The following is a 26,027-nucleotide window of genomic DNA, read 5'->3' on the forward strand; positions in this document are numbered from 1 at the left end:
CCGAAGCTGGATTTCGTAACGATTGAATAACCACGCGCTATTCCAGAAACATCCGAACTTCGTGAAGATCTGCGATGAAGAAGGGGGGCGCGGTTCGGTGCGCATCGCCGCTCCGCCAGTCCTCGCCTGTCGGGGGCGTGATGGGTCTGGACCGCAACCGGGTCCGTTGCTCCGGGACGATGCGCCGAAGCTCTGTGTTCCCGGTGTCTGGGTCGCAGGCTGTCTTGTCGAGACCGCGCGAGATCCCCGATGCTTCGCCTTTCTTGGGAATCATGTCTGCCGCCCGGTCGTGCGCCGTCCCGTCGCGAGCGCCCGCGAGGAGCGGGTGTTCAGAACCGCGTCGTCAGGGCGGTGAGCCAGGCGGGCGAGGCGTCGACGAGGGCGGTCTCCAGGGCCTTGTCGAGGCCCGTCAGGATGGCGAGGCCGGTCGCTGCCAGGATCAGCCCAAGAACCGCCTTCAGACCCTGGCCCAGGCCCATCATCCGGCCGCGCCAGCGCAGCAGCGTCGCCCGCGACAGGGTGCCGAGGACGACGAGGGGCAGCCCGGCCCCGAGGCCGAACGTCACCATGGTCAGGGCCACGGCGGCGAGGTCGCGGCCCTGCGCCGCCAGCAGGGAGGCGGCCCCGAGGGTCGGGCCGACGCAGGGGCTCCAGACCGCGCCGAGCAACAGGCCGACGCCGAACTGTCCGCCGAGGCCCGTGGAGGACACGCCGCCGAATCGCGCCTGGACCCGGTCGCTCAACGGGCCGGCGGCGACGGCGAGGCGCGTCTGGGCGGCGGGCAGCATCAGGACGAGGCCGAAACCGACCAGCAGCAGGGCGGCGCCCTTGCGGAACACATCCGTATCGAGGCCGAGTCCGAAGCCGATGGTGGCGACGAACAGCCCGATGGCGACGAACGCGAGGGCGAGGCCGCCCGCGAGCGCCACGGGCCCGTAGCGGTGCTCCGAACTCGCCGCGCCGAGGACGAGGGGCAGCAGCGGCAGCACGCAGGGCGAGAGCACCGACAGGAGTCCGGCGAGGAAGGCGAGGCCGAGGGAGGTGCCCATGGGTCGCCTTACGCGTCTCTCACGGAACGCCCGCCGCACCGAAGCGGGATCCCGGGGCGATCGCGCGGATTGTCGGGCACGCCTAGAGTGCCTTTTCCACCAGGCCCTCGATCCATTCGGGCTGGGTCTCGCCCACCGAGCGCCCGGTCTCGGTCTCGCCCTTGAAGACGATCAGCGTGCTCTGCATGCGGGCATCGAAGCGGCGCAGCACATCCTTGCGGCTGTCGAAATCGACATCGAAGATCACGAGGTCCTTGAAGCGCGGGTCCTGTGCGAGCTTGGCGAGGATCGGCTTCTGCGTCTTGCAGATCGGGCACCACGGGGCGCTGACCTCGACGAGGATCGGCCGACCGGCCTTCTGAGCCGCCGCGAAGGCGCCGGCCTCGAAGGGCATGGGGTCGGCCTGCGCGGGCATCGCCAGGACGGCCAGGGGCAGGAAGGCGGCGAGGCCGAGGAGTGCGCGGCGCATCATCATGGGGGTGTCCTCCGCTGAGCCGTCGTCCCACGTTCCTGCGGCGCGGCCCTTGAGACAGGCTTACGGGATCGCGCCGCGCCTGTCTGCGACGGAGCACGGCGGCCCCGAAATCTTGATCGGGGTTACATTCGAGGGAGCGGCGACCCGTTCAATCCGGCTGGGGGGCATCCTGAACCTTCCGGACCCGGGCGGGCAATTCGCGCAGAAGCGCCGTGCGCCGGAACGGCGTCAGCTTTATCCAGGCGCGGATCTCCGGGATCGTCCGACCGCATCCCACGCACCAGCCGGTCCGACCGTCGAAGCGGCAGACGGCGATACAGGGATCGTTCTTGCGCATGGTACCGGCCTCCCGCCCGGGGCGATGCGTGCCCCGCGCCCGGTCATACGGCATCATGCACGGATGCGCGCGGCCCCTGCGGATCGGACCGACCACCACACGCGACCGCTGCGGTGCCAAAGCGCTCTCCGCCGAAGTGGATGCCGGTTCGGCGAAAAGAGCGCGGCATGACAAAGGCCTCGCTCGAGATGTGTCCCGACCCAACGTGGTCGGGCGCAGCTCTAGGTCTGGCCGCGGAGTTGTATCGTGATTTCGATCCGATCAATGGTAGTGTAGCGGCTGTTCGAAATCGTACACGAGGTATTAATCGAAACCTGATGGATGTGTCCGGAGATCGATCAGGACTCGAGCGATGTCTCTTACACGTCGATTTCTCGGCGACAGGCGCGGCAATATCGCGGTCATCTTCGGACTCAGCTTTCTCCCGCTGATGTTCCTGGCCGGAACCGGCATCGACTACGGGCGCGCTTCGTCCATGCGCGCCCGGTTGCAGAACGCCGTCGACGGGACCGCCCTGAGCCTGTGCCAGACCGGCACGGCCACGACCAGCGCCGCCCTCGAGGATCAGGCGACGAAGCTCATCGCGTCCTACATGCCGGGGGCGACGTTGGAGACGCCGCTGGCCATCGGCGCCAATCCGCGCACGATCCTGGTCAAGGCCAGCGCCACCTACCGGACCGCCTTCGCCAGCCTCCTGCGCATCAACACCATCGATGTCGGTGCGGCGTCGCAATGCGCGACTCCCATGGCGCAGACCTTCGAGATCGCCATCGCCCTCGATACGACGGGCTCGATGGACGTGGCGGGCGGCTCGGGCACCAAGATGTCGGCGGCTCAGGACGCCGCCAAGAAGTTCATCGACTACGTCTACACCAAGCCGGCCTTCAGCCCGCAGACCCGGATCTCCATCGTTCCCTTCGCCGGAGGGGTGGCGGTGGACCCCAAGACCTACGGGTCGACGACGCCCTGGATCGATGGAGCCGCGAAGTCGGCCTATCACTGGACCAACGTCGACTTTTCCGCGGCCAGCAGCACCGTCAAGACGGCGATCAGGAGCCGGTTCGATATCTTCGATCAGCTCAGGAAACTCGATTCCAGCTGGGGTTGGGCTGGCTGCCTCGAGACGTTGCCCTACCCCCTCAACGTCCAGGATTCGGCCCCCACCTTGGACGACCCCAACAGTTATTTCGTGCCGATGTTCGCCCCGGACGAACCCGGCGGTGACACGACGGGCAAGGTGACCCTCAGTGTCCTTTCCAAGAGTCCCGACACGAAGAACAGCTACACGGGGCTTCCGCTGCAAGCGCAAACTTACATCAATAGCTATCTCGACGATAATACGAACGAGCCGAGTTGCGCCTTCAAAGCGATGACTCTGACCGAGGCGGAGATGCGTGTCTGCAAATACTACAAGCCGGTGTGGTCCGCCTCCACCTCGAAGAACGTGCTGCAACTGCCCAATGGCCCGAACAACGGTTGCACGAGCAAGCCGCTTCAAACCCTGACCAACGAGACGGGGAAGCTCAAGACCCTCATCGACAGTCTGATCGCCAGCGGCAGTACGAACATCTTCGAAGGGTTCATGTGGGCTTGGCGGACGATCTCCCCAACCAGCGTCTTCGGTCAGGCGACGGCCTACAGCGACACGAGCGTTCGGAAGGTCATCGTTCTCATGACCGACGGCGAGAACTCATGGTACCCGAATTCCGCGTTCGATCTCACAAACATGCATAACTCCATCTTCAGTCCGTTCAGCTACATGATCAACGCCAACGGAACCAAGGTGTCGGGAAGCCCAGGGCTGCCGAGCCGTCTCACGTCCGGGACGGGGACGCCAACGACGTTGGCTCAGGCCCGGGCCGCCCTCGATGCCCTCACGCGCGAGGCCTGCACCAACGCCAAGGCGCGCAACATCGCCGTGTTCACCATCGGCTTCAGCGTGCCGAACGATCCCATCGACCAGGCGGGCATCAATCTGCTGCGGGACTGCGCGACGGTTCCGGCCCAGGCCTACGTCGCCAACTCGTCCACCGCCCTGATCGCGGCCTTCGACGACATCGCCAAGAGCATCGGCAAACTGCGCATCGTGCGCTGACCCGGCGGGCGGACCGCGCCTCTCAGTTCGCGGTCGCCGGACAGGCGACGCCGGCGGGCAGGACGACCTCGTCGTCGGCGCCGCCGGTGACCGCCTTGCCCTGGCGGGTCGGCCAGACGACCGTGTCCTCCAGGGGGAACTCGGCGGTGCTCGCCCGGGTGAAGCTGACGTACGCGGCGCCCAGAACCGGTGTGTAGGGCGTCGTGACCTGGGCGACGACGAGGCGCATGCCGTGGCGGCTGTAGCTCGCCGGGATGGTCAGGCTCGCGGGGGCGAGGCCGACGGGCCATTTGGCGGTGGCCGGGGATGCGTCGCTCGAGCAGATCCGCACCGTCCGCGTCGTGCCCTGCATGTAGATGCCGATGGCCGCGACCCGGATGACGGCCTTCGTCGCGTCGAACGGACTGTAGACGAGCTTCGAGGCCGCCAGGATGCTGTCCATGGTCGTGCGCGTCATGGGTGAGGTCGTGTCGCCGAGGGACGTGAGGTCGGCAACGGTCCGGGTCAGCAGGGTGGTGCGCCGCTGGGCCATGGTGCCGCGGGCCAGCTCGGCGCTGCCGACATAAACCAGCAGCAGCACCGGGGCGATGAGGGCGAACTCGACGGCCGCCACGCCGTCCCGGGCCCGCCGGAAGCGGCCGAAGGCGCCCGGGGCCGGCCAGTCGGTGGCGGGAAGAGACGCGCCGGAAACGCGGCTCGGGGGCAGGGGGCTGCGCAGCATCCTCGGGCCTAGAACGGTTCCGTGCGAAAGACCTGGACGGAGTGCAGCAGGCGCGAGCCGTCCGCGAAACTCTGGGTGATGGGGAACATCAGTGTGAAGCTCGGGTACTTCACGGCCGCCTGCACCACCACGATGGTGCTCGCCTGGGCGTTCGCGTAGGCCGTGCCGAACCCCGTCGACCAGTCCCGGGTCGACGGATCGACGGGATTGGTGCTCGTACCCGCGGTCATGGATGCGTAGACCCGCACCTCCAGCTTCACGTCCGCGCACCGGAACAGGGTCAGGCGCTCGGCCCCGTTCACCTGGCACAGCTTCTGGCGCAGGTTCTCCAAGATCGTCGCCGGGTCGGTGACGCCGGAATTAGCACTCTGGAACTGTCCCGTCTGGATCGTGCGCGTCGCGTCCGCGAGGGCGTCGTCGAGGGTCTGGCTCGCCCAGAACATCATCGACATGTCGATGATGCCGGTGATCAGGGCGAGGAACGGAAACGCCAGGATGGCGAACTCCACCGCCGTGGCACCCGCGCGGGCATGCCGGAACCGGCTGACCAGCGTATGCGGCGTGAGGGCCCGGCTGGGAAGGTGAGGCGAGGGGACCATGGGGCGACGGGGCTTCGGGCTCGCACCGCGATCCGGTGCGCACGCTCTTCCTGCCCTCCTGCTCCTTTCGAACCCCTTGCATTCCGCGCCTGCCGGGCAGCATCGCACAAGGTTGTCTGCGCGAAGCGCGGCCCGCCCGCTGGAAACGGAGGGAGACGACCCGGATCACGACGTCGTCGCGCTCCGCATCCGGTGCGGATCTTACGCCGATCATCATGAAATCGTCGGTCCGAACGTGTCAGGTCGGCCGTACCGGGGACCGATCGCGGGCCTCGAGACCGCGCAACACCTTGTCGAGGGTGAGAGGGTAGTCGCGAATACGGACGCCGGTGGCATTGTAGACGGCGTTGGCGAGGGCCGCCCCGGCGCCGCAGATGCCGAGTTCGCCCAGCCCCTTGCTCTTCAGCGGGTTGGCCTTGTCGTCGAGTTCGGGGAGAAACACCGCGTCGATGGCGGGAATGTCCGCATGGGCCGGCACGTGATACTCGGCGAGATCGTGGTTGACGAAGTGGCCCGTGCGCGAGTCGATCACCACCTCCTCCATCAGGGCGGCGCCGACGCCGAACACCATCCCGCCGATGGCCTGCGAGCGCGCGGTTTTCCGGTTGAGGATGCGCCCCCCGGTGAACACGCCGAGCATCCGGCGCAGGCGCACCTCGCCCGTATCGGCATCGACGCCGACTTCGGCGAAATGCGCGCCGTAGGAATATTGCGAGAACGCCTCGGTCATGGCGCCGGGCTTGATCTCCCCCGTGGCCTCGATGTCCCCGGCGCGTCCGGCGATGTCGGCCAGGCTCTCCGAACGGTTTCCGGAGACGACGCGCCCGTCCGCGAAGCGCGCTTCCTCCGGGCCGAGTTCGGCCGCCGCGACGATCTTCGCCCGCAGAGCCTCGCAGGCGACGTAGAGGGCCGACCCGGCGCTGCCCGCGCCGAACGAGCCGCCGGAACCGGCGGCTTTCGGAAGGCGCGTGTCGCCGAGTTCGACGTGAACCCGCTCCACCGGCAGGCCGAGCATATCGCCGGCGATCTGTGCCAGGATCGTGTAGGTGCCGGTGCCGATATCGGTCATCGCCATGCGGACCGTGACGGAGCCGTCGCCTTCGAGGCGGATGGCGGCCGACGAGGGCCTGAGCGGGTTGAGGCGGGCGGCCGCCGACACGCCCAGGCCGACGAGCCACTGCCCCTCCCGCGTCGTGCCGGCCGCGCGACGCTTGTCCCATCCGAAGCGCGCGGCGCCTTCGCGCAGGCACGGCACGAGTTGGCGGGTGGAGAACGGCACCCCCTTCTCCGGGTCCTGGGTCGGCTCGTTGCGGATGCGCAGCTCGATGGGATCGATGCGAAGGCGCTCGGCGAGTTCGTCCATGGCGCATTCCAGCGCCAGCATGCCCACCGCCTCGCCCGGCGCCCGCATGGCCGAGGCGAGCGGCAAGTTGAGGGTGGCGAGCCGGTGCTTCGTCATCCGGTTCGACGCGGCGTAGAGGGAGCGCGTGGCATTGGCCGAGGTCTCGTAGAACCCGTCACCCGGCGTGGTGTCCGACCAGGATTCGTGCCCGATGGCAACTAGCCGGCCGTCCGGTTCGGCGCCGAGGCGCAGGCGCTGGATCGTGTCCGAGCGCCGGGTGGTGACGTGGAATTCCTGCTGGCGCGTGAGGGCCACCTTCACCGGCCGGCCCACCGCCTTCGAGCCGAGGGCGGCGAAGATCGCGTCGGCTTGGGGCTGGAGCTTGCCGCCGAAACCGCCGCCGATGTAGCGGCTCACCAGTCGCACGTTCTCCGGCGGCAGGCCGAACACCGATGCGAGGGAGGCCTGGCCGCGGTTCAGCATCTGGTTCGACGTGAACAGGGTGACGTGGTCGCCCTCCCACGACGCGATGGTGGCATGCGGCTCCATCATCGCGTGGGTCTGGACCGGTGTGGTGTATTCGACGTCGACTTGCACGGGCGCTCCCGCAAAGGCGCCCTCGAAATCGCCCAGCGCCGAATCCGGCGGACTCTGCAGCTGCTTCGGGATCACGGCACCCGCTATGCCGGCCCGCAGGCTATAGGCGCCGGTCTCCCGCGCGTACTCGGCCCTGATCGTAGCGGCGGCGGCGCGCGCCTGCTCGAAGGTCTCGGCCACCACGAAAGCGATGGGTTGGCCATGATGCCGGATCTCGGGTCCGGCCAGGACCGGAGCAACCTGCTCCTTCTTCTCGCCCTGGGGCGGCACGTTCTCGTGGGTCATCACGTGGAGCACGCCCGGCATTGCCTCGGCCGCCCGCACGTCGAGCCGGCGGATCCGACCCTTGGCGATGCCGGCCTCCACGAGGGCGCCGTAGGCCGGGTTCTTCAATTCGCGCGTCTCGTAGGCGTAGGGCGCCGCGCCCGTCACCTTCAGACGACCCTCGATCCGGTCGATGGGCTTGCCCAGCAGGCCGTCGGGCCTGTCGTCGAGGGGCGTGTGGCCGATCGGCTGGTTCATGTCCATCGGACGATTCCTGACTCTTCTGGGATTGGGCGTCGCGGGAGGCTCGAAGGGTCTTAAGCCCTGAGCGCCTCGGCCACGACGGCGCGCAGGGTCCGGCGGGTGAGCGGGATCTTGAAGTCGTTGCCGCCCTGGCCCTTGGCCCCCGCCAGGACCGCATCGGCGGCCGCGTCCGGATCGCCGTTGGAGGCGACGAGGGCCGCCTCGGCCGCCGGGCCCCGCCAGGGCTTGTGAGCGAGGCCGCCGAAGGCGAGGCGGGCGGCGCGGATCCGGCCATCGGCGTTCTTGTCGATCACCGCCGCCACGGAGATCACCGCGAAGGCGTAGGAGGCCCGGTCGCGGACCTTGCGGTAGAGATGCGTGCCGGCCACGGGCTTGCCGAGGGTCACGGCGGTGACGAGCTCGCCCGGCCGCAGCGCCGTCTCGATCTCGGGCGTGTCGCCGGGCAGGCGATGGAAGTCGGCGAGCGGGATCGTCCGCTCCGTGCCCTTGGCGTCGACGGTCTCGACAGTTGCGTCGAGGGCCCGCATCGCCACCGCCATGTCGGACGGGTTGGTGGCGATGCAGGCCTCGCTCGCGCCGAGCACGGCATGGATGCGGGTGAAGCCGCCGATGGCGGCGCAGCCGGAACCGGGAGCCCGTTTGTTGCAGGCCTGCGCGGTGTCGTAGAAGTACGGGCACCGGGTCCGCTGGAGCAGATTGCCGGCGGTGGTCGCCTTGTTGCGCAACTGCCCGGAGGCACCGGCCAGCAGCGCCCGCGACAGCACCGCGTAATCCCTGCGGATGCGGGGATGGGCGGCGAGATCGGCATTGCGCACCAGGGCGCCGACGCGCACGCCGCCGTCACCGGTCTCCGTGACCTCCGCGAGGCCGAGCCGGTTCACGTCGACGAGGTGAGCCGGTGTCTCGACCTGCAGCTTCATCAGATCGAGCAGGTTGGTGCCGCCGGCGATGAAGCGGGTGTTCGGTTGCGCGGCCGCCATCTCGGCCGCTTCCGCCACGGTCTTCGGTCGGGCGTACGTGAAGGCTTTCATCGGCGCGGTACCCGTTCTGGTGGGGTCCTGTGGACAAGATACCCGTCCGTCCGAATCCCGAAGGGACAGCAAGGGGATGGGACGGGACGGTGTTTCCCGTGAAACACTCCGTTAACTCAGCCGCTGCGGCCTCCGGCGTCGACGATGGCCGCGACGATGTTCGGGTAGGCGCTGCACCGGCACAGATTGCCGCTCATGCGCTCGCGAATCTCGGCCTCGGTGAGTTGCGGGGCGGCCAGGAGGTCGGCGCTGGCGTGGCTCGGCCATCCGGCCTCGACTTCGGTCAGCATGCCCTTGGCCGAGCAGATCTGTCCCGGCGTACAGTAGCCGCACTGGTAGCCGTCATGATCGAGGAAGGCCGCCTGGAGCGGGTGCAGGGTGTCGCCCTTGGCCAACCCCTCGATGGTCTCGATGGCGTCGCCTTCGTGCATGGCGGCCAGGGTCAGGCAGGCATTGATGCGGCGTCCGTCGACCAGCACCGTACAGGCCCCGCACTGGCCGTGATCGCAGCCTTTCTTGGTCCCGGTGAGATCGAGGTGCTCGCGCAGGGCGTCGAGGAGGGTGGTGCGGGTGTCGAGGACGAGGTCGCGCGCCTCGCCGTTGATGGTCAGGCGCACCGGCAGAGTCTGCGGGGCCGGGTCGCCGGGGGCCGGCGCGAGGGCGGCGAGACCCGGCCGGACGGTGCCGAACCCGGCGACCCCGAAGGCCGCGAGGGCGGCGGCCCCCTCCATGACCCTGCGGCGGCTCGGTCCAAGCCCTGAGCCAAGCCCTGAGCCAAGTCCTTCCCCGAGCCCCGTCTCAAGTCCTGTCCCATGCGGGACGGGCCGACGTGACCCGATCTCGCGGGCGGTCTCGTCGCTCATGCGCTGGTCCCCTGCATTCTCGCGATCGATCGCCCGGCCAATCCGAAGCCCGCACGGACAAGGGGGCGACCAGTCTGGAACCGATACGAAGTCTGGAACCGAACGCGCCGGGGGCGCCGTCCGATCCCGTTCCGCCGGCGCCAGTTGAAATAGGGCCGGGGCGCCCGCGCGGATCGGAATATGGGGACCGAGGATTCCGGACGTCCCGGCCCGGCGACCGGCCTCACCGGACACCCGACCCTACGCCACCCTGCCGAATGGGCGCGAAAAAGCCCGTTCGCGCAGGCGGGCGACGCCGGCGTACGCCCTCGGCGTCTCAGAACGACAGCTTCATGCCCGCCACCACCGTGCGCGGCGCGCCGGCATAGACCGAACCGGTGATGCCCGCGAGGACACCGGCACCGTTGAGACCGCCGGTCCCGGCGTTCAGGCTGTTCGCGAGGTTCTGGACCGACGACGCGTAGGTGCGGTCCAGAAGGTTGCGTGCCTCGACGTAGAGGTTGAGACGCCGGGCGTAGCCGCCGGTCAGGTCGGTAACGTAGTGGACGTTGGCGTTGACGAGGGCGTAGCCCGGGGCTTTGAGCAGGTTGGCGTTGTCGACGAAGAAATCGTCCTGCGCCACCACCTCGACGAAGCCGCCGAGTCCCGAGAGGGGGCCGCCGACCTGCTCGTAGCCGAGGCGGGCGAGGAGCTGGTGGGCGGGCACGCCCGGGATGAGCTTGCCGGCCCGGTCGAACCGCGCGGTGAAGCTTCCCCCGCTCAGCTGCTCGACGTAGCGGGTGTAGAACTGATCGTCGAAGGTGTAGGCGAGGGTGGCGCGCCAGCCCGGGCTGAAGGCCCAGTCCGCCGCGACCTCGATGCCGCGGTGCTCGGAGGCCGGGGCGTTGAAGGTGTAGGCCAGAAGCCCGGCGCCGGGCGATTGCGAGACCAGTTCGTTGCGGAAGAACTCATAGAAGCCGGTGAGGCTGAAGCGCAGGCCCTCCCACGGGGTCCAGTCGGCGCCGAGATCGAAGCCGAGGTTCTGCTGGGTCTGCAGCTGGGTGTTGTTGCCCGGCACTCCGGCCGGCGTCACGAACAGGCTGCCGGCGGCCGGGGCGGTGTAGCCCGTGGCGGCCCGGCCGCGGAACGCCCATTCGGCGCTCGGCCGGTAGACCAGGGCGAGCTCCGGCGCGACGTTGAGGAAGCTGCGGTCGGCCAGGGCCGGACTCGTGGTCCGCCCGGCCGCCGAGTAGGCGTAGGCGAGGTTGCGCCCGGTGATCCAGGTGTTCTCGGCGCTGATCCCGACCACGCCGGTCCAGGTGTCCGACAGGGCGACCTCCGTCCGCGCCCGGCCGCCGAGGTTCGACTGGACGGCGAACTGATCGCCGATGAGGGCGCCGAGCGTCGGCCCCGCGAACGGTGTCAGGTTGAAGGTGGTGGCGTGGGAATCGAGGGCGCTGAAGGAGAGCGCCGCGTAGCTCACCGCCGGCAGACCGAACAGCTCCGAGCGGTGGGTGATGTCGCTCATCGCGTTGTAGGACGGCACGCTGCCGCGCCCGGAGCTCGTGAAGAACGCTTGGTTGATGTTGCGTTCGTCGAAGCCGACCTGGGTCCGCCACGTGGTCTGGGCGTCGATGTCGTGCTCCCAGCGCGCGGCCACGATGGTGCGCCGGTCCTTGCGCTCCAGCCCGACCTCCGTCGCCGTCACGGGGGAGGTGGCGCCGAAGGCGCCGTTGCGGAAGAAGCTGTAGGTGGTGCAGCCCGAAGCCGCAGTGGCGGACGAGGCGCAGCCGCGCTGGTACGGGTTGATCCGGTACTGGTTCAGGGAGGCGCGCGCGGCGATGTCGGCGTGGAGCTCGTTGTTGATCACCTTCAGGGTGAAGCGGTTGTCGGGCGTCGGGGTGTAGCTCGCCAGCAGGTTGACGGTCTGCGTGTCGTAGGACGAATGGTCCTGGTAGCCGTTGGCGCGGACGTCGCTGGCGAACAGGCTGATCTCCACCGGGCCGCTGACGCCGCCGACGGTGAAGTAGTGGCTGAGATATCCGAAGCTGCCGGCATCGACGCCGACCTCGTAGCCCAAGATCTTCCCGTCCGAGATCTCCCGTCCCGTGCGGGTGCGGAACGCCAGCGCTCCGCCCGTGGCGTAATTGCCGAACAGCGCCGATTGCGGACCCCGGAACACGTCGATGCGGGAATAGGCGCGCGGGTCGACGAGATCGAACCGCGAGAAACCGTCCGGCTGGGTCAGCACGAAACCGTCCTCGAGGACGACCATGTTGCGGGTGACCCCGGTGGAGCGGGCGTTGTTGCCGCGTACGGAGATGATCACGTCGCGGGCGCCGTTGCCCTGGCGCACGGTGACGCCGGGGCTGTCGAGCAGCACCGAGCCGATGTTCGTCGCCGGTCGGTTGGCGATGGTGCTGTCCCGCCCGACGGCGGTGACGATCTGGCCGACGGGATTCTCGATGACGCTCGCGGCCGAACCCGGCAGGGCGGCGACGCCGAATCCGGTGCGTCCGGTCGGCCGCCCGGTGCCGTCGCCGACGACGGAGACCTCGTCGAGGGTGACGCTGGGCGCGACCTGCGCCTGCGCGGCGGCGGGAACGGATGCGGCGGGCAGGCAGGCGGCGGGCAGGCCCGCGGCGGGGAGGAGGAGGGCGGCGAGGCGCCGTCGTGCGGGAGAGAACAGCAACATGGGAAAACGCGTCCGATCGGTCGAAGGGGGAGGGGCGACGGGATCAGGACGGGAGGGGCGGGGCCCGGGGCTGGCCGGCGGGCCGGGGCCGGCGGAGGGAGGGGATCGGGGGCGGTGTCGCCCAGGCGACCGCGTGCCACCGGGCGGTGCGGGCCACCCGTGGGCCGGTCGGGACGAGGGGCGCGAGGGCGATGCCGGTGCAGAACGGGCAGGCCGCACAGGGGCCCGGCATCCCGTCCTCCGCCGCGACGGCGGCTTCGATGCCATGGCCGCAGATGATCGCGTGGGCCAGGGGATCGGGCGGGGGCAGGCGCAGGGCCGCCCCCGGCGCCAGGGCCTGCAGCCAGAGGGCCAGAACGAGAAGGACGGTTCCGAGGCGGTCCCGGAGGGCGCGGGAAGACACGGGCGACGCGCCCGGTAAGCGTCGGCTTCAGGCCGCGATCCGCCCGGCGAGGGCACGGCCGCCGCAATCGAGGAGGATCATCGCCAGGATCGCCGCGCCCGTGAGCGGGAACAGGGCGCCGAGGCCGAGAACCAGGAGCGTGACCCCGGCGACGACGCGGGGCGCACGCGGCCAGGGCGGGATGCCGAGACTCCCCGAGGGTCGGCGCTTCCACCACATCACCCCGGCGGTGACGCTCAGGAGGAGGCCGGCGAGGCAGACAGCGAGCATGAGGAGCTGGTTGAGCCGGCCGAAGGTCTCGCCCTTGTGCAGGCCGATGCCCCACTGGATCGCCCGGCCGACGATGCCGATCTCGGAAAAGCGCACGTCGACGAGGGCCTGGCCGGTGTACTGGTCGAGGGAGATCATGCGCTGGCGGGTGACGTCGCGCGGGTAGGCGGCGGCGGCGTAGACGCCGGTCTCGCCCACCGGCAGGGCGAGTTCGTAGCCCGCCGGCATGCCGCGCTCCACGAGGATCGCCGCCGCCCGGTCGAGGCCGATGGACTGGCCGGGGGCCGGCCGCGACAGGGGCACGGGCGCGTCCTCAAGGGCCCAGCCGGCGGTGGTGAGGGCGTCGCCCATGGGGACCGTCGACACCGGCACCCGCGCCCAGAGGGCGCTCGGCTGGCCGAGGCCGGCGGCGTTGGACAGCGCCCGCAGCTGCTGGCCCCAGACGATGGACCAGGGCAGGCCGGTGAGCGCCAGGAACAGCAGGCCGCCTCCGGCCACAAAGCCCGTCACCGCGTGGAGATCGCGCCACCACACCCGGCGGCGCGGCGTACCCCGGACGCCGACGACCCCGCCGGACTGGCCGCGCGGCCACCACAGGTAGGTGCCGGTGATCACGAGCACGACCAGGAAGCCCGCCACCACCTCGACGATCCCGTTGGCCACCGGCCCGAAATACGACAGGCTGTGCAGGCGCCGGATCACCGCCATCACGTCGCCATCCGCCGCGACGTGGCCGACGATGTCGCCGTTGCGCGGGTCGAGGGAGACCAGGGTCCTGGCCCCGTCCTTCACCAGGGTGACCACCGCCGGGGATGTCGGGCCGGCCGGGTCGAGGTAGGTGAGGGGGGTGGCGTCCGGCACCGCCTGGCTCGCCACGTAGACGAGGCGGTCCGGGCCCAGCGACACTCCGTCCGAGGCCGGGACGACGAAGCGCCGGGTGAACAGGGCGACGTTGATCTCGTCCTTGAACAGGTAGAGCGCCCCCGTGGTCGAGAGCAGGATCAGGAACGGCAGGCAGATCAGCCCGGCATAGAAGTGCCAGCGCCACACGGCGCGGTAGACCGCCTCGCGGGAGAGGCGAATGGGCGCGGCGAACGGCGCGGCGGCGGCGGTGAGGGAGGAGGGCATGGTCGTCCTTGACGGTCGCGAGCGCTCGGGGCCGCGCCTCGCGGGCACGGCCGATCCATCGAACCCGTCCGGTCTGGCGGACGGTCGGTCGGGGATCGGGGCGCCGGCCGCACCGAAGCTCGGCGGCGGACGAAGGGCGCCCTCAGGCGACGGGCGGTGCCCGCGGTTGTGCGTCTCGTTCGGGGGGCGCCCGGGGCTGCGCGGCCGCGTGCGGGCGCCACGCCACGGCGACGCGGCGCCGGCTTGGCCAGACGACGCCGGTGGGCACGAGTGACGGCAGGTCGAGGCTCGCCACGGCCTGGGCCGCCGTACAGCAGGACACGTGCACGTGGACGGGAGCGGGCGCGTCCGGCCCGGCCTCGCCCGCCTCGTGCAGGCACAGGGCGGGGTCCACCCCGGGGGGCGACAGGGGCACGGCGGTCCCCAGGATGGCCTGCAGGCACAGGGCGTAGAGCGCGATCACGGCGATGATCGCGCGGCGGCTCGCTCCCCTGGGCCGATCTGCCTGCATGGAAGCGGGTAAAGGCGAGGCCCGCCGCCCCGTCAATGCCTGTCCGGGGAGCGGAGGCCGGGCGCGACGTTTTTCATCGGGGCTGTGGCCCGCACGCGTCGGGTCGGGCGGGACCAAACCGGCCCAGCGGCGTTGGGGCCAGGATGACTCAGACGATGACCCAGACCCCGAACCTTCCCGCACCCCTGACCGATGGCGAACCGCGCCTCGGCTTCTGCTGCAAGTTCATCCTCGAAGCCCCGCCGGAGAGCTTCAAGACCCTGAAGGCCGCCCGCGAGGCGGCCCTGGAGATGAACCTCAGCCACGTCACCATGGCCAACCTCACGCGCCTCGCGCCTGCGGACCGCCGAGCGAAGCTGGAGGATCTGGCCCGCCACAACCTCGGCGCCCTGGAGCGGCAGATCGCCTGGGTCGCCGCGCGTCCGCCCCTCGAGCGGCTGCTGCGCATGGCGAGCAACGTGCTCCCCGGCTACACGCACCCGGTGGCGAGCGACATCTACGCCGAGCCGGGCCTGCGCGCCCTGATCGAGCCGGGGCTCGCCCGCATCGGCGATCTCGCCCGGGCAGCCGGCGTGCGCCTCAGCTTCCATCCCGGTCAGTTCTGCGTCATCGCCTCGCGCAACCCGTCCGCGCAGGCGAACGGCATCGCCGAGTTCGAGTATCACGCCGAGGTGATGGCGCTGATGGGGTACGGCTCCGGGTGGCACCCGCATGGGGCGCACATCAACATCCATGTCGGCGCCCGCGACCCCGGCGTCGAGGGGTTCCGTGCCAGTCTGCCCCTGCTCTCGCAAACGGCGCGCGACCTCATCACCGTCGAAAACGACGAGAATGCCTTCGGCCTCGACACGGTGCTGCAACTCGCCGACGTCGTGCCGGTGGTGCTCGACCTCCATCACCACTGGGTCGAGAGTGGCGGCGCCTACATCGAGCCCGAGGATCCGCGCATCGCGCGGGTGCGCGATTCGTGGCGCGGCGTGCGCCCCATCGCGCATATCAGCGTCTCGCGGGAGAATCTCCTGGCGGGCACCGACCCCGAGGCCGCACCCGATTTCGTCGCGCTCTCGGCTGCGGGTCATTCCCGCCGCGACCTCGCGGCCCATTCGGACATGATGTGGAACCGCGCCGTCAACGCCCTCGTCGGCCGGCACCTCGCCTGGGCGGATTTCGAGATCGAGGCGAAATCGAAGAATCTCGCCTCCGGTCAGATCGCCGCGCAGGTCGCCCCCGGCCTCGCTTCCGCGACGAAGGCGGCGGCCTGAGCCCCATCGAGTGAGTTCCGTGGAGCAGGAGCTGCGCGAGCCCCCGGTCCTGCCGGGCGAGGTGACGCGGGACGAGGTCCGCATCGGCTGGCTGCGCCAGCAGATCGGTCGCCTGCGCAAGCGTATGCCCTTGCGCCGGCGCCTCGTCGGCGGGGCCGCGCACGGGCTGATGTCGGCGTCCGCCGCCCTCATCGCCTACATGCCGACCCAGGCGCTGAACCTCCGCGAGGGATTCTGGAGCGCCATCACGGCCATCGCGGTGGTGCAGACGGAGTTCCGCGCCACCCGCACCATGGCCCGCGACCAGTTCCTGGGCGCAGCCACGGGCGGCCTCATCGGTCTTGGCGTGCTCAGTACCGTGGGTCAGGACCTCGTCGCCTACGCGGTCGCCGTCATCCTCTCGCTCACCGCGTGCTGGCTCCTCAACGTCGCGAGCGCCGGGCGCCTCGCCGGCATCACCGCCACCATCATCCTGCTCGTGCCCCATGTCGGCACCGCCCAGCAGATGTTCGGCTCACGCCTCCTCGAGGTCGGTTGGGGCGTTACCGTCGCCATCGCGGTGGGCTGGGTGGCGACACGGATGATGCGCCATCCCGAGGATGGGGCCTGACCGCAAAGGATTGGTTTACCATTCCGGCACAGGATCGCGCCGTGCCGGCTCCCGATGCTGCCGGCGGCCGGCGGCTGCTCCTTCGAGCGCCCAGGCCTCACGGAGAGCGCTCACCATGATGTCCCGCGCGGAACGCACGCCTCTCACCGATTGGTGGTGGACCGTCGATCGCGGCCTGCTGGCGGGCCTCGGCGCCCTCATGGTGGCCGGCCTCGTCTTCCTCATGGGCGGCGGTCCGCCGGTGGCCGAGAAGATCGGCCTGCCGACCTTCCACTTCCTCAACCGGCAGGCGCTCTATCTCGCGCCGACCCTGCTGATCATCGTGGCCGTGTCGTTCCTGTCCCTGCGCCACATCCGGCGCGTGGCCCTGGCGACGTGGCTCATGGGCGTGGTCCTGTGCGTGCTCGCCGGCAAGTTCGGGCCGGAGATCAAGGGCGCGCATCGCTGGATCCAGTTCGGCCCCTTCGGCCTGCAGCCGTCGGAATTCGTCAAGCCCGCCTTCGTGGTGGTGGCCGCCTGGGCCTTCTCGGAGGGCGCTCAGCGCCGCGACATGCCGGGCGGCCTGCTGGCGATCCTGCTCCTGCCCATCACCATCGTGCCCCTCGTGCTCCAGCCGGATTTCGGCCAGACCATGCTCATCACCATCGTGTGGTGCGCGCTGTTCTTCGTGGCCGGCCTGCACTGGTTCTGGGTCGCGGGCCTCGGCATCGCCGGACTGCTCGGCGTCGGCGTCGCCTACCGCTTCCTGTACCACGTGCGCGAGCGCATCGACCGGTTCATGAACACCGAGTCCGGCGACAACTTCCAGGGCTTCTGGGCGCACGAATCGTTCAACGCCGGCGGCTGGCTCGGCGTCGGGCCGGGCGAGGGCCTGGCCAAGCGCCACCTGCCCGACGCGCACACCGACTTCCTGTTCTCGGTGATCGGCGAGGAGTTCGGCGTCCTCGTCTGCCTCGGCCTCGTGTCGCTGTTCGCCTACCTGGTCATGCGCGGCCTGAAACTCGCCCGGCGCACGGACGACACCTTTTCTCGCCTGGCGATCACGGGTCTGGTCACCCTGTTCGGGCTCCAGGCCTGCATCAACATGGCGGTGAACGTCCAGCTGATGCCCGCCAAGGGCATGACCCTGCCGTTCGTCTCCTACGGCGGCTCGTCGATGCTGTCCCTGGCCCTCGGAATGGGCTTCCTCGTCGCCTTGACCCGCAAGCGCCCGCGCACCACCACCCTGAGCCAGAAGCCGCCGGGGACCGCCCCGGCGACCGTCGCCGGAGTGATGCGTTGACCGTCGCCACCGCTACCATCCTCCTGTGTGCCGGCGGCACGGGCGGGCACCTGTTTCCGGCCGAGAGCCTCGCCCACGTCCTGCGCGCGCGCGGGATGCGGGTGGTGCTCGCCACCGACGCGCGGGTCGATTCCATCGCTACGGGGTTTCCGGCCTCCGAGATCGTCACCATCGCGTCGGCCACGCCTTCGGGCCGGTCCCCGGTGAAGCGCGGCCTCGCCCTCCTCACCCTGGGGCGCGGCTTCGGCGTCGCCGCGCGGCAGATCAAGCGCCTCGATCCCGCCGCCATCGTGGGCTTCGGCGGCTACCCCACGGTGCCGCCCATGCTCGCCGGGCAGATCCTGCGGGTGCCGACAGTTCTGCACGAGCAGAACGCCGTCATGGGCCGGGCCAACGCCTTCCTGGCCCGCGGCGCGCGGGCCATCGCCACGGGCTTCCGGGAGGTCCGCGGCGTGCCCCTCAAGGCGCTGGCGCCCCGCACCCACACGGGCAATCCCCTGCGCCCGGCGGTGATCGCGGCCGCGGCCACGCCCTATCCCTCCGTCGGGCCAGGCGACCCCCTCCACCTCCTCGTCTTCGGCGGCAGCCAGGGCGCGCGGGTGATGGGCGAGGTGGTGCCCAAAGCCATCGCGATCCTGCCGGCGGACCTGCGTGCCCGCCTCCACCTCGTCCAGCAGGTGCGGGCCGAGGATCTCACGGCGGTGCAGAACCTCTATCTCGGCCTCGGCCTCGGCGGTTTCGAGGCGGCGCCCTTCTTCAAGGACCTGCCGGCCCGCATGGCCGCCGCCCACCTCGTCGTCGGGCGGTCCGGCGCCTCCACGGTCTCGGAACTCGCCGCCATCGGCCGGCCGTCGATCCTGGTGCCGCTCCCCGGGGCGCTGGATCAGGATCAGGCCGCCAACGCCGCGACCCTGGCCTCCATCGGCGCGGCCCTGGCGATTCCCCAGAGCCAGTTCACGCCCGATCGCCTCGCGGCCGAACTCGTGGACCGCTTCACGGAGGGCGGGAAATTGACCGCGGCGGCGGCAGCGGCCAAAAGCGCGGGCATCCACGACGCCGCCGAACGCCTCGCCGACATCGTCGTCGCCACGGCCGCCCGCACCTGATCTTCCCCTCCATGGGCGCCGCCTCGGGTGCGCCCGGCCTGGACTGGTTCATCCCATGAAGCTGCCCGACAAGCTCGGCCCCATCCACTTCATCGGCATCGGCGGCATCGGCATGTCCGGCATCGCCGAGGTGATGATGAACCTCGGCTACACCGTCCAGGGCTCCGACGCCTCGGACAACGCCAACGTCCGACGTTTGGCCGAGAAAGGCATCCGCACCTTCGTCGGCCACAGCGCCTCGAACGTGGAGGACGCCGCCCTCGTGGTCGTCTCCACGGCGATCCAGCGCGACAACCCCGAACTCGTCGCCGCCCGCGAGCGCCGCCTGCCGGTGGTGCGCCGGGCCGAGATGCTGGCCGAGCTCATGCGCTTCAAGTCGTGCGTCGCCATCGCGGGCACCCACGGCAAGACCACCACGACGTCCCTGGTCGCGACCCTGCTCGACGCCGGCAACATGGACCCCACGGTCATCAACGGCGGCATCATCAACGCCTACGGCACCAACGCCCGCATGGGCGAGGGCGAGTGGATGGTGGTGGAGGCCGACGAATCCGACGGCACCTTCCTCAAGCTGCCGGCCGATGTCGCCATCGTCACCAACATCGACCCCGAGCACCTCGACCATTTCGGCTCGTTCGACGCGGTCAAGGACGCGTTCCGGCGCTTCATCGACAACATCCCGTTCTACGGCTTCGCCGTGATGTGCATCGACCACCCGGTGGTGCAGGACCTCGTCGGGCACATCGAGGACCGCCGTATCATCACCTACGGCGAGAACCCGCAGGCCGATGTGCGCCTCATCGACATCGACCTGCGTGGCGGCCAGAGCAAGTTTCGGGTGATGATCCGCGACCGGCGGCCGGGCTTCCGCATCGAGATGGAGGACCTCGTCCTGCCGATGCCGGGCAAGCACAACGCCCTCAACGCCACGGCGGCGCTCGCCGTCGCGCACGAGCTCGGCGTCGAGCCGGAGGCGATCCGCAAGGCGCTCGCCGGCTTCGGCGGGGTCAAGCGCCGCTTCACCAAGACCGGCGAGTGGAACGGCGCCCTGATCTTCGACGATTACGGACACCATCCCGTGGAGATCAAGGCGGTGCTCAAGGCCGCCCGCGCCTCCACGGACGGCAACGTGGTGGCCATCGTCCAGCCCCACCGCTACACCCGGCTGGCCTCCCTGTTCGACGATTTCTGCACCTGCTTCAACGACGCCGACACGGTGATCGTCGCCCCCGTCTACGCCGCCGGGGAACCCTCCATCGAAGGCATGGACCGCGACGGCCTCGTCGCGGGCCTCAAATCGCGCGGCCACCGCGATGCCATCGCCCTGGACCGCTCCGAGGATCTCGCCGGCATCGTCGCCGGGCGGGCGAAGGCGGGCGACTACGTCGTGTGCCTGGGCGCGGGCAACATCACCCAATGGGCCTACGCCCTGCCGGGCGAGCTGGCGGCGCTCGGGGGGGTGGCGGGGTGACAGACGCTCACGCGGCCTTGGCGTCCGGCAGAAGATCGTCCGGATCGACGCCGAGCACTGCGGCGAGAGATCGGTAGTCCGTGGTGTCGCCCGCGTATGCGCCTTGCTCCATCGCCGCGAGATCAGGCTCCGTGATGCCGGCCCGTTCGGCCAGCGCCGCCGCAGCCATGCCGCGGCGCTCGCGCCAGAAAACGAGGGGCGTCGGCGCCGCGCGCAGGGCATCGAGGTCGGCCTCGCGTAACAGCTCGTCGGCGCCTGTATCGAGCCGCGTCCGCGAAGCGGCGAGGTTGCGTGTATCCGACGCGTCCTCGGCCAGGGCGACGAGGCGTTCGAACTCGGCTTCGGGAAGAATGACGATCGCTTCGCCGGCCGGCGTTCTCGTGCGGACGGTGGTCATGTCGCTGGTCCTAATCGTAGATCGACCCACGCGGTCCGACATCATGCACAATGACCCGATCGGGCTCGCTCGTGAAAATCACCCGCCAATCGCCGACGCGGCGGCGACAGCCGTCCTGACCTTTCAGGGCCTTGATGTTGTTGACCAGGGCGTCCGGATCTTCGGCGAGTTGGCGCAGTTTGGCGCGGATCAGGGCCTCCGTCGTCGCCGGCATCCGGCTCAGGGCACAGGCCGCCGGGCGGGTGAAAACGATCGCCCTGTCCATGCCCCCACCCGCCCATCGGCTCTGCAATTTCTAATTGATTATGCCGAAAGGCACCAGCACCCATGACCGCCTTCCCCGATCTCACCCCCGCCTTCCCCGATCTCACCCCCGCCATCCGCGCGGCCGCGCCCGCCCTGCGCGGGCGCCTCATCGCCAACCAGCCCCTGTCCGACCTGACCTGGTTCCGGGTCGGCGGGCCGGCGCAGGTGCTGTTCACCCCGGCCGATGCGGAGGATCTCGCCGCCCTGCTGGCCGGCCTCGACCCGGAGATCCCCGTCACGGTGATCGGCCTCGGCTCGAACCTCATCGTGCGCGACGGCGGCGTGCCGGGCGTGGTGGTGCGCCTCGGCGGCAAGGCCTTCGGGTCGGTCGCGATCGACGGCGATCACCTGCGCGTCGGTACCGCCGTGCCCGACATGCGCCTCGCCAAGGCGGCGGCGGAAGCCGGCCTCGACGGGCTCGCGTTTTTCCGCGGCATCCCCGGCTCCATCGGCGGGGCGCTCCGCATGAATGCCGGGGCCCATGGCGGCGAGACCACGGACGTGCTGATCGTTGCCGAGGGCGTCGACCGGAAGGGCGACCGGCGGACGTTCGGCCACGCCGAGATGGGGTTCGCCTACCGCCACAGCGGGGCCCCCGACGACGTGATCTTCACCCATGCCGTGTTCCGGGGCCGTCCGGGTGATCGCGAAAGCATCGAGGCCGAGATGGATCGGGTCACGGCGGCGCGCGAGGCCGCCCAGCCCATCCGCGAGCGCACCGGCGGCTCGACCTTCAAGAACCCGCCCGGCGGCAAGGCCTGGCAGCTCGTCGACGCCGCCGGCTGCCGGGGCCTGCGGGTCGGCGGTGCCGAGGTCTCGCCCATGCACTGCAACTTCCTGATCAACCGCGATGGCGCCACGGCGGCCGACATCGAGGGCCTCGGCGAGGAGGTGCGCCGGCGCGTGCGCGAGACCAGCGGCGTCGACCTACATTGGGAGATCAAGCGCATCGGCCTCGACGCCTCTGCTGTAAGTCGGTAAGTCGTAAGGACGCTTCTGGAGTACAGCCATGGCCCACGCCGTTCGAACCGCCTATTCCAAGGTTTCCGTGAAAAGCCAGACGGTCCTGCCCGCCGAGGTTCGCGCCAAGCTCGGGATCGCGCCCGGAGACCGCCTTCGCTATGTGCTGACGGCCGATGGGATCCGGATCGAGAAGGCGCAGCCGGAGGTTGAGGACCCGTTCGTGACCTTCACGGAATGGGCGAGCCCCATCGACGACGAAGACTATGCCAACCTCTGACCGTCAGGCGCTCGTCGCCGGCACCGTCATTGTCGTGCCTTTTCCATACTCCGATCGTCTCGCGGAAAAGCGCCGCCCGGCCGTCGTTATCTCCGGTCCCGCCGTGGCCGAGGCCGGCTTCGTTTGGATCGCCATGATCACCAGCGCACGCCATGCGAACAGGGCGGGAGACCTTCCGATTTCGGACCTCGAAGCTGCCGGTCTCGAAACCGCTTCGATGGTGCGCCCGTCCAAGATTGCCTGCATCGAGCCGTCGCGCATCCTGCGCCGGATCGGCGCCTTGCCGGTCCATGCCGCCGAGGCGGTCTTTGACGCCGTCCGCAGTCGGATTGGTCCCGTCTGATCCCTTGTCCTGTCCGCATCCGCCTTCCGGAGCCTCCCATGTCCCAGCACGTCGCCGTCCTCATGGGCGGGTGGTCCTCCGAGCGCCCGGTCTCGCTCAATTCCGGCAACGCCTGCGCCGAGGCCCTGGAGGGCCGCGGCTACCGGGTGACCCGCGTCGATGTCGGACCGGACATCGCCACGGTGCTCACCCACCTCAAGCCCGACGTCGCCTTCAACGCCCTGCACGGGCCGGCGGGCGAGGACGGCACGATCCAGGGCCTGCTGGAGCTGCTGCGCATTCCCTACACCCACTCGGGCGTGCTCGCCTCGGCGCTCGCCATGCACAAGGAACGTGCCAAAACGATCATGCGGGCGGCCGGTGTGAGCGTTCCCGAGGGCCGCGTCGTTAACCGTCATGCAGCCGCGAAGTCACACCTGCTGACGCCGCCCTACGTGCTCAAGCCGGTGGCCGAGGGCTCGTCCATGGGCGTCGTCATCGTGCGCGACGCGAGCGCCCCGCCGCCCCGGGACGTCGGCCGGGCGGATTGGGGCTACGGCGATGATATCCTTATCGAAACCTACGTCGCCGGACGCGAGCTGACCTGCGCGGTGATGGGCGACAAGGCCCTCGGGGTGATCGAGATCAAGACCGCCTCGGGGGACTGGTACGACTACGATGCGAAGTACGCCGAAGGGGGGTCGATCCACGTCCTCCCGGCAGAAATTAAACCAAATCTTTACCAGCGTGTCCAAGAGTTGTCGTTAACGGCGCATCAAGCACTCGGGTGCCGGGGCATCAGCCGTGCGGACCTCCGCTTCGACGACACACCGGGTGGAACCGGTGCCCTCGTCGTCCTGGAGGTCAACACGCAACCCGGCATGACGAAGACGAGCCTTGTGCCGGAGATCGCAGCCCACGCTGGTCATAGTTTCGGTGAGCTCGTCCAATGGATGGTGGAGGACGCAACGTTGGGCCGCTGAGCGGGTCGGGTCATTCCGGCGGCGCAGGCTTCGCCCCGGCCCGCGCCCTGCGCGACGCCGTGACCGCACGCCTGCGGCGCCTGGGTCCGGGCCGCCGCTCGCGCCTCGCTCTGCCCATCGAGCGGCGCATCCCGCGCCACCTCGGCACCCTGGCCATGTCCGTGTCCTTCGCCGCCCTGGCGCTGACGGGCTTCGTCGCCAGCGGCCGCTACGAGCGCTTCGTCCTCGAGAACGGCCGCCCCTTCGACATTCTCGCGCGCCTGGCCGGCTTCGGCGTCGAGCGCGTCACCATCGCGGGGATCGCTCGCCTCTATGAGCGCGAAGTGCTCCAGGCCGCCGGCATCGACGGCCACTCGTCGGTGGTGTTCCTCGACGTCAACGAGGTCCGCGACCGGCTGATGCAGGTGCCCCTCATCGCCAGCGCCTCCGTGCGCAAGGTGTACCCGAACGAGATCGTCATCACCCAGGTCGAGCGCGAGCCCGCCGCCCTGTGGCAGCGCAACGGAATCATCTCGGTCATCGCCGCCGACGGCAAGGTGATCGACGAGATGCGGGACGACCGCTACGCCGCGCTCCCCCTCGTGGTGGGGGAGGGCGCCAACGAGCGCCTCAAGGATTACCTCGCCCTCATCGAGGCCGCCGGCACCCTCGCCGAGCGGGTTAAGGCCGGAACCTACGTCTCCGGCCGGCGCTGGACGCTCAAGCTCGACGGCGTCGACATCCGCCTGCCCGAGACCGGGGCGGCGGACGCGCTCGCCCGCCTCGTTCGCCTCGAGCGCGACGCCCGCATCCTCGAGAAGGACATCATCGCGGTGGACCTGCGCATGCCCGACCGGGTGGTGGTGCGGCTCACCGAGGAAGCCGCCGCCGCCCGCGCGGAATCCCAGAAGAAGCCCAAGGCCAAGGGAGCCGCCACGTGACCCGCGACATGAGCCGCACGATCCGTCCGGCGCATCCCGCGTCCACGCCGACTGTCCCCGCGTTCCCGGCCCGGTAGCACCATGCACCACCAGCACGGCCTCACCCCGCGGCTCAAGCCGCTCTCCGCCCGGCGGAGCACCACCCTCTCGGTGCTCGACATCGGGACGAGCAAGATCGTCTGCCTCATCGCCGAGCTTCAGCCGGCCGAGGCGCTCTCGACCCTGCGCGGTCGCACCCACTTCGCCCGCATCATCGGCATCGGCCACCAGCGCTCGCAGGGGCTGAAGGGCGGCGCCATCGTCGATCTCGAAGCCGCCGAGGGCGCCATCCGCCAGGCGGTCCACGCCGCCGAGCGCATGGCCAAGGTCGAGGTGCAGTCCGTCATCGTCAACATGTCGGGCGGCCGCATCGGCTCCCAGCATTTCGAGGCCCGCATCAACACCCGCACGGGCACCGTCACGGGGACGGACGTGGAGCGCGTGCTGGAGACGGCCTCCGCCCACGGCGTCAGCCCCGGCCGGGCCGTGCTCCACGCCCTGCCCACGGGCTACGCCATCGACGGCCAGGGCGCGGTCATCGACCCGTCGGGCATGATGGGCGACGCGCTGGGCGTCGATCTCCACGTGGTCACCGGCGAGGCCGCCGCCGCCCGCAACCTCATGCTGGCGGTGGAGCATTGCCACCTCGGCGTCGAGGCGGTCATCGCCACCCCCTACGCCGCGGGCCTGTCGGCGCTCGTCGACGACGAGGCCGAGATGGGCGTCTGCGTCGTCGACATGGGCGGCGGCACCACCAGCGTCGGCGTGTTCTCCGGCGGCCACCTCGTCCATGTCGACGCCATCGCGGTCGGCGGCCACCACGTCACCATGGACATCGCCCGCGGCCTCTCCACCCGGGTCGCGGCCGCCGAGCGCCTGAAGACCCTCTACGGCTCGGCGCTTCCCACGGCGTCGGACGACCGCGACATGATCGCGATCCACGGGGTCGGCGAGGACGAGGGCGACGCCCCCACCCACGTGCCGCGCTCGCAGCTCGTGCGGATCATCCGCCCGCGCGTCGAGGAGGTCCTCGAACTCGTGCGGGACCGCCTGCGCAACGCAGGCTTCTCGGCCCAGGCCGGGCGCCGGGTGGTGCTCACGGGCGGGGCGAGCCAGCTCGTCGGCCTGCCGGAAGTCGCCCGCCGGGTGATGGAGGGGCAGGTCCGCATCGGCCGGCCGCTCGGCATCCGCGGCCTCCCCGAGGCCGCCAAGGGACCCGCCTTCTCGGCGGCGGTGGGGCTCCTGGTCTACCCGCAGGTGGCCCACGCGGAGCACTTCGAACCCCGTGGGCACGGCGCCTTCGCGGGCACCGGAACGGACGGCTACTTCTCGCGCGTCGGACGCTGGCTCCGCGAGAGTTTCTAGAGGAACGACCGCCGTCGCGCCCCAAACCCCCGGCATCGGGGGTGGGCGCGAACGGCCAGACGAGAATCGGCGCCTCCCTCCATCGAGGCGTCAAATGAAAC

The 26,027-nt window shown here is 70.3% G+C and carries 26 protein-coding genes; 12 read left to right on the plus strand and 14 right to left on the minus strand.

Annotated features, from left to right (window positions below; all coding sequences use genetic code 11):
* Nucleotides 1-329 precede the first annotated feature (329 nt).
* The 3 genes from ASF52_RS00285 to ASF52_RS00295 all read right to left on the minus strand — a co-directional run bounded on the left by ASF52_RS00285 (nt 330) and on the right by ASF52_RS00295 (nt 1,861).
* A complete protein-coding gene (locus ASF52_RS00285; protein WP_056165793.1) occupies nt 330-1,049 on the minus strand; it encodes a cytochrome c biogenesis CcdA family protein in 720 nt (239 codons plus the stop codon).
* Nucleotides 1,050-1,131: 82 nt separating this feature from the next.
* Nucleotides 1,132-1,524, minus strand: a complete 393-nt coding sequence (locus tag ASF52_RS00290; protein ID WP_056165796.1) for a thioredoxin family protein — start codon at nt 1,522-1,524, stop codon at nt 1,132-1,134.
* A gap of 148 nt (nt 1,525-1,672) precedes the next feature.
* Nucleotides 1,673-1,861, minus strand: coding sequence for a DUF1289 domain-containing protein (locus ASF52_RS00295; RefSeq protein ID WP_056166883.1), 189 nt, complete (start codon nt 1,859-1,861; stop codon nt 1,673-1,675).
* Between the two features lie 352 nt (nt 1,862-2,213).
* On the opposite strand from ASF52_RS00295, the gene ASF52_RS00300 reads away from it, so the two are divergent.
* Entirely contained in the window at nt 2,214-3,956 is a 1,743-nt protein-coding gene (locus ASF52_RS00300) for a pilus assembly protein (RefSeq protein WP_056165799.1), read from the plus strand.
* A 22-nt stretch (nt 3,957-3,978) separates the two neighbouring features.
* Here the strand turns inward: ASF52_RS00300 and ASF52_RS00305 are convergent, their stop codons facing one another.
* The 9 genes from ASF52_RS00305 to ASF52_RS00345 all read right to left on the minus strand — a co-directional run bounded on the left by ASF52_RS00305 (nt 3,979) and on the right by ASF52_RS00345 (nt 14,575).
* Nucleotides 3,979-4,677, minus strand: a complete 699-nt coding sequence (locus ASF52_RS00305) for a TadE/TadG family type IV pilus assembly protein (RefSeq protein ID WP_056165802.1) — start codon at nt 4,675-4,677, stop codon at nt 3,979-3,981.
* Nucleotides 4,678-4,685: 8 nt separating this feature from the next.
* The gene (locus ASF52_RS00310; protein WP_082515132.1) at nt 4,686-5,276 is read right to left on the minus strand and encodes a TadE/TadG family type IV pilus assembly protein; all 591 of its coding nucleotides are present in this window, start codon (nt 5,274-5,276) and stop codon (nt 4,686-4,688) included.
* A 238-nt stretch (nt 5,277-5,514) separates the two neighbouring features.
* Nucleotides 5,515-7,743, minus strand: a complete 2,229-nt coding sequence (locus ASF52_RS00315) for a xanthine dehydrogenase family protein molybdopterin-binding subunit (RefSeq protein ID WP_056165804.1) — start codon at nt 7,741-7,743, stop codon at nt 5,515-5,517.
* Between the two features lie 53 nt (nt 7,744-7,796).
* The gene (locus ASF52_RS00320; protein WP_056165808.1) at nt 7,797-8,774 is read right to left on the minus strand and encodes an FAD binding domain-containing protein; all 978 of its coding nucleotides are present in this window, start codon (nt 8,772-8,774) and stop codon (nt 7,797-7,799) included.
* A gap of 116 nt (nt 8,775-8,890) precedes the next feature.
* On the minus strand, nt 8,891-9,505 hold the full coding sequence (locus ASF52_RS00325) for a 2Fe-2S iron-sulfur cluster-binding protein (RefSeq protein ID WP_056165811.1): 615 nt from the start codon (nt 9,503-9,505) through the stop codon (nt 8,891-8,893).
* A gap of 448 nt (nt 9,506-9,953) precedes the next feature.
* Nucleotides 9,954-12,311, minus strand: a complete 2,358-nt coding sequence (locus ASF52_RS00330; RefSeq protein WP_082515134.1) for a TonB-dependent receptor family protein — start codon at nt 12,309-12,311, stop codon at nt 9,954-9,956.
* Between the two features lie 43 nt (nt 12,312-12,354).
* On the minus strand, nt 12,355-12,714 hold the full coding sequence (locus ASF52_RS00335; protein ID WP_056165814.1) for a hypothetical protein: 360 nt from the start codon (nt 12,712-12,714) through the stop codon (nt 12,355-12,357).
* Nucleotides 12,715-12,741: 27 nt separating this feature from the next.
* On the minus strand, nt 12,742-14,112 hold the full coding sequence (locus tag ASF52_RS00340; protein WP_056165817.1) for a PepSY-associated TM helix domain-containing protein: 1,371 nt from the start codon (nt 14,110-14,112) through the stop codon (nt 12,742-12,744).
* 142 nt (nt 14,113-14,254) lie between these two features.
* Nucleotides 14,255-14,575 (minus strand): hypothetical protein, encoded by a 321-nt coding sequence (locus ASF52_RS00345; RefSeq protein WP_244473647.1) that lies wholly within the window; start codon nt 14,573-14,575, stop codon nt 14,255-14,257.
* Nucleotides 14,576-14,778: 203 nt separating this feature from the next.
* Between ASF52_RS00345 and ASF52_RS00350 the strand changes: the two genes are divergently transcribed.
* The 5 genes from ASF52_RS00350 to murC all read left to right on the plus strand — a co-directional run bounded on the left by ASF52_RS00350 (nt 14,779) and on the right by murC (nt 20,354).
* Entirely contained in the window at nt 14,779-15,885 is a 1,107-nt protein-coding gene (locus tag ASF52_RS00350; protein WP_056165824.1) for a UV damage endonuclease UvsE, read from the plus strand.
* A 10-nt stretch (nt 15,886-15,895) separates the two neighbouring features.
* Entirely contained in the window at nt 15,896-16,495 is a 600-nt protein-coding gene (locus ASF52_RS00355) for an FUSC family protein (RefSeq protein ID WP_244473648.1), read from the plus strand.
* Nucleotides 16,496-16,610: 115 nt separating this feature from the next.
* Nucleotides 16,611-17,777 carry an FtsW/RodA/SpoVE family cell cycle protein gene (locus tag ASF52_RS00360; RefSeq protein ID WP_056165829.1) on the plus strand — a complete coding sequence of 389 codons (1,167 nt, stop codon included), beginning with the start codon at nt 16,611-16,613 and terminating at the stop codon, nt 17,775-17,777.
* Entirely contained in the window at nt 17,774-18,883 is a 1,110-nt protein-coding gene (locus tag ASF52_RS00365; protein ID WP_056165831.1) for a UDP-N-acetylglucosamine--N-acetylmuramyl-(pentapeptide) pyrophosphoryl-undecaprenol N-acetylglucosamine transferase, read from the plus strand. Before ASF52_RS00360 ends, ASF52_RS00365 begins: the two co-directional genes overlap by 4 nt.
* Before the next feature lie 55 nt (nt 18,884-18,938).
* Nucleotides 18,939-20,354 (plus strand): UDP-N-acetylmuramate--L-alanine ligase, encoded by a 1,416-nt coding sequence (murC, locus tag ASF52_RS00370; protein ID WP_056165835.1) that lies wholly within the window; start codon nt 18,939-18,941, stop codon nt 20,352-20,354.
* Nucleotides 20,355-20,361: 7 nt separating this feature from the next.
* Here murC and ASF52_RS00375 read toward each other — a convergent pair whose 3' ends face one another.
* Complete coding sequence (locus tag ASF52_RS00375) at nt 20,362-20,751, minus strand: helix-turn-helix domain-containing protein (RefSeq protein WP_056165838.1); 390 nt, start codon at nt 20,749-20,751, stop codon at nt 20,362-20,364.
* A gap of 10 nt (nt 20,752-20,761) precedes the next feature.
* The gene (locus tag ASF52_RS00380) at nt 20,762-21,016 is read right to left on the minus strand and encodes a type II toxin-antitoxin system RelE family toxin (protein ID WP_082478769.1); all 255 of its coding nucleotides are present in this window, start codon (nt 21,014-21,016) and stop codon (nt 20,762-20,764) included.
* Between the two features lie 62 nt (nt 21,017-21,078).
* Between ASF52_RS00380 and murB the strand changes: the two genes are divergently transcribed.
* From murB to ftsA, 6 genes are all read left to right on the plus strand, one after another.
* A complete protein-coding gene (gene murB, locus ASF52_RS00385; protein ID WP_056165841.1) occupies nt 21,079-22,038 on the plus strand; it encodes a UDP-N-acetylmuramate dehydrogenase in 960 nt (319 codons plus the stop codon).
* A 28-nt stretch (nt 22,039-22,066) separates the two neighbouring features.
* Nucleotides 22,067-22,297 carry an AbrB/MazE/SpoVT family DNA-binding domain-containing protein gene (locus ASF52_RS00390; RefSeq protein ID WP_056165843.1) on the plus strand — a complete coding sequence of 77 codons (231 nt, stop codon included), beginning with the start codon at nt 22,067-22,069 and terminating at the stop codon, nt 22,295-22,297.
* Nucleotides 22,284-22,640: a type II toxin-antitoxin system PemK/MazF family toxin gene (locus ASF52_RS00395; RefSeq protein WP_056165846.1), complete on the plus strand. Its 357-nt coding sequence runs from the start codon at nt 22,284-22,286 to the stop codon at nt 22,638-22,640. The genes ASF52_RS00390 and ASF52_RS00395 overlap by 14 nt, the downstream gene beginning before the upstream one ends.
* 38 nt (nt 22,641-22,678) lie before the next feature.
* The gene (locus tag ASF52_RS00400; protein ID WP_056165848.1) at nt 22,679-23,602 is read left to right on the plus strand and encodes a D-alanine--D-alanine ligase; all 924 of its coding nucleotides are present in this window, start codon (nt 22,679-22,681) and stop codon (nt 23,600-23,602) included.
* Nucleotides 23,569-24,522: a cell division protein FtsQ/DivIB gene (locus tag ASF52_RS00405; protein ID WP_056165850.1), complete on the plus strand. Its 954-nt coding sequence runs from the start codon at nt 23,569-23,571 to the stop codon at nt 24,520-24,522. Before ASF52_RS00400 ends, ASF52_RS00405 begins: the two co-directional genes overlap by 34 nt.
* Nucleotides 24,523-24,603: 81 nt before the next feature.
* Nucleotides 24,604-25,926, plus strand: a complete 1,323-nt coding sequence (gene ftsA / locus ASF52_RS00410; protein WP_056165854.1) for a cell division protein FtsA — start codon at nt 24,604-24,606, stop codon at nt 25,924-25,926.
* Nucleotides 25,927-26,027: the final 101 nt, after the last annotated feature.

It is taken from the genome of Methylobacterium sp. Leaf112 (assembly GCF_001423295.1).
GTDB lineage: Bacteria > Pseudomonadota > Alphaproteobacteria > Rhizobiales > Beijerinckiaceae > Methylobacterium.